General features: G+C 50.6%; 6 protein-coding genes, 8 tRNA genes, 1 rRNA gene, 1 other RNA gene and 1 pseudogene. All 17 read right to left on the bottom strand.

The window, feature by feature from the left end; all coding sequences use genetic code 11:
• Positions 1 to 420: ribosomal RNA gene (locus LBQ97_05600) — 16S ribosomal RNA — on the bottom strand; the annotation flags it as partial.
• A gap of 220 nt (positions 421 to 640) precedes the next feature.
• Positions 641 to 716, bottom strand: a tRNA-Phe gene (locus tag LBQ97_05595).
• 78 nt (positions 717 to 794) lie between these two features.
• Positions 795 to 869 (bottom strand) — tRNA-Glu (locus LBQ97_05590).
• A gap of 3 nt (positions 870 to 872) precedes the next feature.
• Positions 873 to 949, bottom strand: a tRNA-Ile gene (locus tag LBQ97_05585).
• Between the two features lie 5 nt (positions 950 to 954).
• A tRNA-Arg gene (locus LBQ97_05580) sits at positions 955 to 1,031 on the bottom strand.
• Between the two features lie 3 nt (positions 1,032 to 1,034).
• Positions 1,035 to 1,110: transfer RNA gene (locus tag LBQ97_05575), tRNA-Lys, on the bottom strand.
• A gap of 7 nt (positions 1,111 to 1,117) precedes the next feature.
• Positions 1,118 to 1,193: transfer RNA gene (locus LBQ97_05570), tRNA-Gly, on the bottom strand.
• A 33-nt stretch (positions 1,194 to 1,226) separates the two neighbouring features.
• A tRNA-Met gene (locus tag LBQ97_05565) sits at positions 1,227 to 1,303 on the bottom strand.
• A 7-nt stretch (positions 1,304 to 1,310) separates the two neighbouring features.
• A tRNA-Leu gene (locus tag LBQ97_05560) sits at positions 1,311 to 1,398 on the bottom strand.
• Between the two features lie 70 nt (positions 1,399 to 1,468).
• The gene (locus LBQ97_05555) at positions 1,469 to 1,828 is read right to left on the bottom strand and encodes a GIY-YIG nuclease family protein (protein MDR1832183.1); all 360 of its coding nucleotides are present in this window, start codon (positions 1,826 to 1,828) and stop codon (positions 1,469 to 1,471) included.
• A gap of 42 nt (positions 1,829 to 1,870) precedes the next feature.
• Positions 1,871 to 2,209, bottom strand: an RNA gene (rnpB, locus tag LBQ97_05550) — RNase P RNA component class A.
• A 14-nt stretch (positions 2,210 to 2,223) separates the two neighbouring features.
• A complete protein-coding gene (locus LBQ97_05545) occupies positions 2,224 to 2,886 on the bottom strand; it encodes a hypothetical protein (GenBank protein ID MDR1832182.1) in 663 nt (220 codons plus the stop codon).
• 25 nt (positions 2,887 to 2,911) lie between these two features.
• Positions 2,912 to 3,721, bottom strand: a complete 810-nt coding sequence (locus LBQ97_05540) for an RNA polymerase subunit sigma (GenBank protein MDR1832181.1) — start codon at positions 3,719 to 3,721, stop codon at positions 2,912 to 2,914.
• A gap of 8 nt (positions 3,722 to 3,729) precedes the next feature.
• Positions 3,730 to 4,932 (bottom strand): RNA polymerase sigma factor RpoD, encoded by a 1,203-nt coding sequence (gene rpoD / locus LBQ97_05535; protein MDR1832180.1) that lies wholly within the window; start codon positions 4,930 to 4,932, stop codon positions 3,730 to 3,732.
• 297 nt (positions 4,933 to 5,229) lie between these two features.
• Positions 5,230 to 5,475: pseudogene (locus LBQ97_05530) on the bottom strand (hypothetical protein).
• A gap of 26 nt (positions 5,476 to 5,501) precedes the next feature.
• Positions 5,502 to 7,301: a DNA primase gene (gene dnaG, locus LBQ97_05525; protein ID MDR1832179.1), complete on the bottom strand. Its 1,800-nt coding sequence runs from the start codon at positions 7,299 to 7,301 to the stop codon at positions 5,502 to 5,504.
• A 167-nt stretch (positions 7,302 to 7,468) separates the two neighbouring features.
• Positions 7,469 to 9,226, bottom strand: a complete 1,758-nt coding sequence (locus tag LBQ97_05520) for a peptidylprolyl isomerase (protein ID MDR1832178.1) — start codon at positions 9,224 to 9,226, stop codon at positions 7,469 to 7,471.
• Between the last annotated feature and the right edge of the window lie 17 nt (positions 9,227 to 9,243).

The following is a 9,243-nucleotide window of genomic DNA, read 5'->3' as shown; positions in this document are numbered from 1 at the left end:
CCGAAATACTTCTTCGTGCACACAGAATTGCTGGATCAGACTCTTGGTCCATTGTCCAATATTCCCCACTGCTGCCTCCCGTAGGAGTAAGGGCCGTGTCTCAGTCCCCTTGTGGCCGTCCACCCTCTCAGGCCGGCTATCCATCACAGTCTTGGTAGGCCTTTACCCTGCCAACTAACTAATGGAGCGCAAAGCTCTCCCGCAGCGCATATAGCTTTCATGAAAAAATCATGCGACTCTTTCATAATATCCGGTATTAGCATCGGTTTCCCAATGTTATCCCAAACTGCGGGGTAAGTTCTTTACGTGTTACTCACCCGTCCGCCGCCTACCACAGCCCGAAGGCTGCTTCCGGCAGACTTGCATGTGTTAAGCATTCTGTCAGCGTTTATCCTGAGCCAGGATCAAACTCTTCGTTCAAAACAAGTTTTTCGACTCAAATCTCTCCGGTCAGCGACCTTCGAGTTCATTTTTACACCTTTATTATTGTTTCGTTCAGGTTATGCTTTTTGTCTTTCTCTATTCTGTTGTTAATGTCCTTTTGGCCCTGCTTTTTCTTTCCCTTACGGGAAAACTATTTCACAGCCAAGATATATATTACCACAAATCCTGACATTCGTCAATAGTTTTTTTGAATAAGTGGTGCCCAGAGGCGGAATCGAACCACCGACACGGGGATTTTCAGTCCCCTGCTCTACCAACTGAGCTATCTGGGCATTTCTGACAGATTCGGATTTGTCTATTTGCGCTTGCATTCCCGAAGCGGAGTACAAGGGTAATATGTCGTTTTAATTTGGTAGTCCCAAGGGGAATCGAACCCCTGTCTCCAGAGTGAAAATCTGATGTCCTAACCCCTGAACGATGGGACCACATGGTGGATCCAGTTGGAATCGAACCAACGACCACTCGGTTATGAGCCGAGTGCTCTAACCAACTGAGCTATGGATCCGGATATGGCGTATCTGAAGGGATTCGAACCCCCGACCCACGACTTAGAAGGGCGTTGCTCTATCCAGCTGAGCTACAGATACACATGGTGCGTCATACAGGGATCGAACCTGTGACAACACGATTAAAAGTCGCGTGCTCTACCAGCTGAGCTAATGACGCGTCTGTATGGAGCGGGAAACGAGGTTCGAACTCGCGACATTCAGCTTGGAAGGCTGACGCTCTACCAACTGAGCTATTCCCGCAGATCATAAAAAATGTCCCTGTGCTATTCAATTTGGTGGCGGGGGTAAGATTTGAACTTACGACCTTCGGGTTATGAGCCCGACGAGCTACCAGACTGCTCTACCCCGCGACACTGCTGGTGCCTAGAGCCGGAATCGAACCGGCACGGTACTAAGTACCACAGGATTTTAAGTCCTGTGCGTCTACCTATTCCGCCATCCAGGCCACCGTCCCTGACATCCGCCAAGGACAATATTCATTTTATCATAATTGTCCGGCCATGTCAACTGTTTTTTCATTTTTGAATCAATTTTTTTAAAAACTCCCGAATAGGCTTTATTTCATCGATATCCCAAATTTTCAGTCCGATCGGTTCAAAAAAATGTTCGAAAAGCGTATCGGGGCAGGCCATAAGGTTTTCTTTTTCGTTTCGGGAAAGGGACTTGATGTAATATTCGATTTTCTGGGCCGCGGACCGCCCTTTGGCTTCACAGACAAAAAGAATGTCGGCCGCCCTGAATCCCCGCATATATTTAGCGCCGCCGGGACTTGCTCCCGTATGCTCGGAAAGACGCCGTTTGAGGTCCGTCGTGATCCCCGTATAGAGCGTGTCTTTTTTGCTTTTGAGGATATAGACGAAATAGATTTTTTCCATTTTCCCTCCGAAAAAAATCTCCGGACGCGCCGGAGATCAGAACAATCAGGTATGAAATAAGCCGGGTTCTGTATCAACTCATCATTTATCTGGGAATACAATCACTTATATTCTCGAGCGACTTACCCTGAAAGACGGACGAGCAGCCCTTGTCCTTTCCTACTTGGTCTTGCTCCGAAGGGGGTTTGACAGGCTTTTTCAGTCTCCTGAAAAACCGGTGGTCTCTTACACCGCCTTTTCACCCTTACCGGAAAACCGGCGGTTTGTTTTCTGTGTCACTTTCCTTGAAGTTACCTTCAGCAGCCGTTGGCTGCCCTTCTGCTCTGCGGAGCCCGGACTTTCCTCTTTTCTATGAAAAAAAGCGATGAGCTTTCCTACCTGACTGATTTTCTGCGCTATTTCCGCCCTTTCTTGCGGCGGTTGATCTGATGAACGGTAAAATCATTATCTCCTTGAACCCGATGCATCACCATAAGGATCACGGTCCCCACAAGCCCGACGCCGAACAGGATCAGCGCGATCAGAAGAACCTTGGTAAAATCGAGATTGAAGGCAAACCAGGAGTCTTTCTTTTCCTCAAGAGGGGCCGTCGCCGTATCCACGTCGTCGCGTCCCCCTGGAGAATAATTTCCCGACTCTTCCCGCAAATCCCCGATGACGCGCTCAAGCTGTGTATCGAGGCCGTCCAGGATCTCCAGCACATAGTGGTCAAAATCCTTTGCCTCCAGAAGCTTTTGCGTATTGGTGAGCAAAAGGTCAATATCGTCCCGGTAGTCATCCACCGGCAGATCCTTGGAAATGTTGAGGGCGACCGAGACTTCGTCGTTATCGCGGTAAATATTGAAAACGACCACTTTTTCCGGATCAGTCACGGAAAAGCCTTCGCCCGCGGGGAGGCTGTTGATATACAATTTGATGTTTCTGTCGCTCTGGAGCTGCCGGGACCGGGCTTCGATCCGCTCAAGGCCTTCCTTCGAAAAAAGGCCCAGGTTATCGCTTGTCCCGCCCGCAAGGCAAAACGCAAAGACGACAAAAAAGATAGTCAATATTCTTTTCACGTTGTCCCCCGATTCTTTTCTTTGTCTATATCAAGATTCTGCCGTCTGTGGTGGAGAGCATGGCGATGGCCCGCTCAAAAATCTCCTCTCCGTCGCCTCTGGGGAGACGCAATTCATTCTCAATCTCATAGATTGAGTATCGCTTCTCTTTTCCAAAGCCGAAATAATATTGCAAGACATCTATATCTCTATTATTGAGACGATTTTTTATACGAAAAAAGTCTATTTTTTCTTTGAGGGCTTCCTCTTTTTCCCGAATGGACTCGATAGAATTCAAGAGGGCTTCCGCCGAAATTTCCCCGTCCTCATCATCTTCTTCCTCCTGGTGGCCGTGGCCGCTCAGGTGATCTCTCCGCTTTTGGAAAAAGCTGCCGAATTCCGATTGAATGTTGAGCAATCTTCTCTTAATTGACAGGACCATTTCCCGGATGATGAAAAAGTTCCGGTAATTGGAAAAATCCGTAAACCCCGAGTCTCCGTAGCGCTCAATCGCAGAAATCAAGCCGATATTCCCCTCCTGCAGGATGTCCAGGTAAGAGCTTCCACCTCTCAGGTAATGAAAGCCCAGAAGGGCCACTTGCCCCGCGTTTTGCAGAAAGGGCTCCGTTTCGTCTTCGGCGGCGTAACGGGCAATCTCCTCGAGGTAGTCGATGACTTCCTCCTCCCGGGAAGGGCGGATGTCCTCTCTGTCCGCTTCGGCAAGGGGGTAATCGAGCTCAAGTTTTCTGTCTTTGTTTTTGTCGAGCCAGGAAAAAAACGCCCGCTCGTCTTCCAATTCCTCAAAGACGGTCCTTTCATACTCCGCAACGGAAATTGGCCGCTGTCTGTCTCCCACGTTTCCTCCTACACCTTGAAATCTTCAAGTTTCTTTTTCCGGCTGGGATGTCTGAGCTTCCTCAGCGCTTTGACCTCGATCTGTCGGATTCTCTCCCTGGTGACTTTGAAGATCTTGCCGACTTCCTCAAGGGTCTTGGGCGAACCGTCGTCAAGGCCGTAGCGATAACGCAATACCTTTTCCTCCCGGCCCGAGAGCGTATTCAAAACGCTGTTTAGCTGCTCCCGCAAAAGACTCCTGTTCGTAAGCTCATAGGGATTGAGCATTTTGCTGTCTTCCACGAAGTCTCCCAATTCGCTGTCTTCCTCGCTGCCTACGGGCGTTTCCAGAGAAATGGGATCCTGATTCATCTCCTGAATGGCCTTGACTTTGTCGATCTCCATTTCGAGCCGTTCCGCCAGGACCTCGGGGGTCGCGTCTTTCCCCGTCTCCTGCAGATAAATCCGCGCTTCTTTTTTGATTTTGTTGATGGTCTCGATCATGTGGACCGGGATCCGGATCGTGCGACCCTGATCGGCAATGGCCCTTGTGATGGCCTGTCTGATCCACCAGGTCGCGTAGGTGGAAAATTTGTAGCCTTTGCTGTACTCGAATTTCTCGACGGCCTTCATGAGCCCGATATTGCCTTCCTGGATGAGATCCAGCAGCTTCAGGCCGCGGTTCGTGTGTTTTTTCGCGATACTCACCACGAGCCGCAAATTGGCTTCGATGATCTGTTTTGTGGCCCATTCGTCCCCTTCGAGGGCTTTTTTCGCGTAATCCAATTCCTGCTCATAACTCAAAAGCGGGATTTGGCCGATCTCCCGAAGATACATTTTGATGGGTTCGTCAACCTTCATATCGCCGGCCAGGGCAAAGAGCTCGTCGTTGGTGAGTTCTTCCTCGTTGATCTCTTCGAGGTCGTCGGGATTGAACTGATCGAGCTCATCCTCGGCTTCATCCTCAAATTTTTCTTCGTCAAACTCGGAAAATTCGTCTTCCGCGGCGGGTTCAACCTCTCCGGCGTACTCTTCGTCTTCGTCGAGATCCGAAAAATCATCGTCGTCGTCAAGGTCTTCGTCGTCGAGATCGCTTTCTTCCTCTTCGAGAAAGACCGGCTCTTCCGGTTCCTGTTTTTTCGGTTTCCCCGCTTTTTTCGCGGCCTTTTTATCCGGAAGATCGATATCGAGCTCCGTCGGCGGGAAAGATTCCGCGCCCTGTTCGGAAGAAATCGGCGCCGTTGCGGATTCCTTTTTTCCGGATTTGCTTTTCGCGGCTTTTTCAGGCCCTTTATCCTTTACCGCGCCTTTGGTCCCGGCGGTTTTTCCGTCGTCGCCCTTTTTCCTGCTTTCCGCTTCTCCGGCCTTGCCCGCTTCTTTTGTCTCCTTCTTTTTCTCTTTGCCTTCTTTCGCTTCCCCGGTCGCTTTGGTCTCTTTTACGGTTTTTTCCGCTTTGCCGGATTTATCGCTTTTCGCCTTGACCGCCGGTTTCTTTTCCGTCGCTTTGCCCTTTTTCTCCCCTTCTTTTTTTTCGGCGGCCTTCGCTTCGGCTTCTTTTTTCTCCGCCGCGGGCAATTTTATTTTTTTCTTGAGGTCTTTTTCGCTCATGACCTGGATCCCCTGTTCTTCGATGCTTTTCAGGAGCTCCTCGATTTTTTCCGGAGGAATATCAAAACCCTTCAACTTTTCGTTGATTTCTTCGTAGGTGATGTATTTGTTTTCCGACGCCTGCGCCACAATATCCCGGATGGCGTCATAGATCGCAGGATTTTTCATCAATTCTCTCATTATATAAATCCTCCTCAACTGATATGGAACGCGAATTCTTCGTATTCCCCATAGATACGAAGCACATCCTCCAGCACGGTGCAATTCTTCATCCTGTCTTCCAACTTGACCAGTTCAAATTTATCCATAAAACCTTTTATGTTCTTTTTTCTGTCCCGAATATCCGCCGAAAACCACCCTTTGATGATGTCGGCGGTGCGGGTTTCCTTTTTTTCCTTGTCGTCGACGCCGGCGCCGACCGCGACGCAGATCAAATGGTCGAGGGCCGCCTCCTCGGCGGGAGTGATCCCGTCGGTATCCCGAAGATCCATACATTGCTTGATGGGGTCTCCGGATTCCATTTCCTCAAAAAGATGAAAGATTTTTTTGGTTAATGATCCCCGAATCTCCTGAAAGCGGTAATACTTGAAATTGTCGGGATCGGCCAGAATATCGACCAGCGTCTGCCGCTCGAGATCCGTTATGACGTCTTTCTCCCCCGCGGGCGCAAGAATCCGCCGTGTTTCCGCAGGCGCCGCAGACACAGGCCTGGCGGCGTTGTCGGTGATCAGTTCCTTTTTGAGGATCTCCGTTTCGATCCCGACGGCCTTGCCCAATTTTTCGATATAGAGGGATTTTTCGAGCCCGTCGTGGACGCAGGCGAAGAATTCCCGAAAACTCCGTACGAATTTCAGCTTGCCGGCGACCTCCTGAAGATCGAAATTTCCGGACGTATAGGCGTACAAAAAGTCGAAAAGCTCCTTTGAGTTTTCAATGGCCGAAAGATAGGCGTCCTTTCCGAAGCGTTTCAGAAACTCGTCGGGATCCTTGGCCCCCGAAAAGCACACCACCCGCACGGTAAACCCGTGGTTTTTCAAAAGCAGACCGCTCCGGACCGAATTGTCCTGACCGGCCGCGTCGCTGTCAAAGGAAAGAAGTACGTTTGTCGTATAGTTTTTCAAAAGCCGGCACTGTTCGTCGGTAAGGGCCGTCCCCAGCGGGGCGACGGCTGTATCAAAACCGTACAGCACGGCGGAAAGCACGTCCATGTAGCCTTCCATCAGGATCGCGTAATTGCGTTTCTTGATGGCGTTCCCGCGCTCGAGACCGTAGAGCGTTCTCCCCTTGTGGAAAATGGGATTTTCGAGGGAATTCATGTATTTCGGGATGTCTTCGCCGCTTTCTATGGTCCTGCCGCCGAAGGCGATCAGCCTGCCGGAGGCGTTGTAGATCGGAAACATAATCCGTCCCCGGAAAAAATCATAGCTGCCCTTTTCCCCGACCTTGACAAGGCCCAACTCCGCGAAATCCTCCCGGGCGAATCCCTTTTGGATCAAATGATCGTTGAGCTCGGACCACTTTGTCGTTGCGTAGCCCAATTTTTGCGCCTTAATGACGTCAGGCTTCAGATCCCGCCGCGACAGGTACTCAAGGGCCGGCGTTCCCGCCGGTTCAAAGATTTTATCCTGAAAAAAGCGATGGGCTTCTTCCATAATCCGGTAATATTTTTCGTACCGTTCCTGTTTCTGAACATCTTCGCCCGTAATCCGGATCGGAATCCCGAATTTGTCGGCGAGCGCTTTGGCCGCCTCGGGAAAGGGGATCTGCTTGTATTTGGCGTAAAAACTGACGGGATTTCCCCCGGCCCCGCAGGAAAAGCAGTGGCAGATGTTCCTCTTGGGGTCCACCGAAAACGACGGGTTCGTATCGTTGTGGAAGGGACAGAGCCCCCGGTAACCGGAACCTCTTTTTTCCAGATGCACAAACTCTCCGACCACGTCTTCGATCCGTAGCCGGGACATTAAGGTTTCCATGTCTTTCGGACTGATTCTCACGATTTTTCTCCCCGCGTTAAGTAAAACAACAACCTGTACGACCCAAAAGAAAGTACATTACTCTACAGTATATTATATTTTGGGCAAAATAGCAATTGCAGAAAGAAAAAAATTTATGAAAAAAAGAGCCTAAACCGTTATAGGCTGCTCTTTTTCGCAAGTAACGACTAAAACAGTTTTTCGATTTCTTTCTGTGCCGTCGCGTTGATGTAATCGCTCCGGATTCTATCTTTGAGTTCGGCGAAATCGCCTTCTTTAAATTTCACCTCGCTGATTTTTTTGAAAATGAAACAGCGGTTGCCCATGAAGACATAGGAGATCTTGTCCGTCCCGCTCGCAAACACGGCGTCGGCAAATTCCTTCAGGACGCCGATATTGGGGACATAGCCTTCGGGCGTGATGCCCGCGAAGGTATTGGCGTAAATGATTTTCGGATCCAATTCGTTGAGCTTTAACAGCGTCGCCTCGCCTTTTCCGATCTTGGCGATCATATCGTCCAGCTTTGGCTTTACGCCGTCCTTTGTCTTTTGCGACAGCTGGGGCATAATGATAATGTGGCTGGCCTTGGCCTTGTTCTCTTCCCGGTTCAGGTCTTCGACGTAAATGATGTGCTCGCCGAACTGGCTCGTCACCACTTCGGGATAGATTTTTCCGGGTTCCCCGGCAAATACAGCGTCGGAAAATTCCTTGACCATCTGGTCCCGCGTAAACCATCCGAGGTCTCCCCCGCTGGCCGCGCTGCCGTCCTGGGAGTTTTCCTTCGCGAGATCCTTGAAGTTTTCAGGGGTGGCCTGCTTCAGGATAGCGGCGGCCTTGTCCTTGGCGGCTTTTCTATCCGCGTCTGAAAAATCGACGTCCATAACGGCCACTTCCGCCGTCGCTTCGGCCTTCGTGTCATAACTGGCCTTGTTTTCGGCAAAGTAAGCCTCAAGTTCCCCGTCCGTAGGCTTGATCTCCGAGCGGATCTTGTCGTAAAGCGCTACCTGGTAGTCCATGAGCTTGACCTGGAGCGGCAGGCTTTCATCCAGGGTAATGCCCTGCTCCTTGGCTTTGTTGGCGAGGGCGATCTGCTTTTTGAAAAATGAGGCGACCTGCTCTTCGGCTTGGGCCTTGTCCCCCTGGATATAGGGAAGAAGCGTCAGCGTCAACCTGGCCACGTCCACGTTGGAAACGGAATAGCCCCCTTCGCTGAAGGCTTCCTTCTGCCGGTATTTTTCGTAATTTTTATTGATCTGCTCAAGCTTTTTTTCGCTCTGGGCCTTGGCCAGGGCAAGGTAGTAATTCCTTTCTCCGGCGCCTTTTTTGACATTGGCGACAATTTCCCCCCGGGCGTCGTCCAGCGTCTTTCCAGCGGCCTGATAAGCGGGGTTTTCATTGTAAATGGCCGAAATTTCCTCTTCCGTGGGATCTTTGGCCTCGGTCTGCAATTTCGCGAGGTATTTTTCCATCTTGATCCCGTCTTCGATATCGCCCAGAAGATCGTCTTTCGTGGCGTAGCCGTTCATCCGCATCCATTCGCGGAAATTTCCACCCTGGGACGTGATGGCTTTTTCCTGCGCGTCGTAGCGCTGATCGGCCTCGGCGTTGGCGACTTTGACGCCGGCCTTGTCGGCAAGCTCAAGGGTCAGGCGCTTGTTGATCACTTCGTCAAAGGCAATGACGCCCAGCGTATCCTGATCGACATTCTTATATCCGCCGACGTTCAGCTGCTGTCCGTAGTTGGCCCGAGTCCGTTCCACCTCGACGAGGGAGACCTTTTTCCCGTTCAGTAAAAAGGCGTAGCTGCCGTCATTTTCCTTGCTGAATAAGTTTTTCACGGCCCGCGTCGTGGCGTCCGAGGTGACAATGGCGGCCATTCCCGAAAATACCAATAAGATCGTAACAATCCAAATCACGATTTTCATGTGTTTCCTGAATTTGTTCATTCTTCTCCGTTCCTTTT

The organism is Fusobacteriaceae bacterium (assembly GCA_031272775.1).
GTDB lineage: Bacteria > Fusobacteriota > Fusobacteriia > Fusobacteriales > Fusobacteriaceae > JAISST01.
This window is presented reverse-complemented; position numbering and strand designations above follow the sequence as displayed.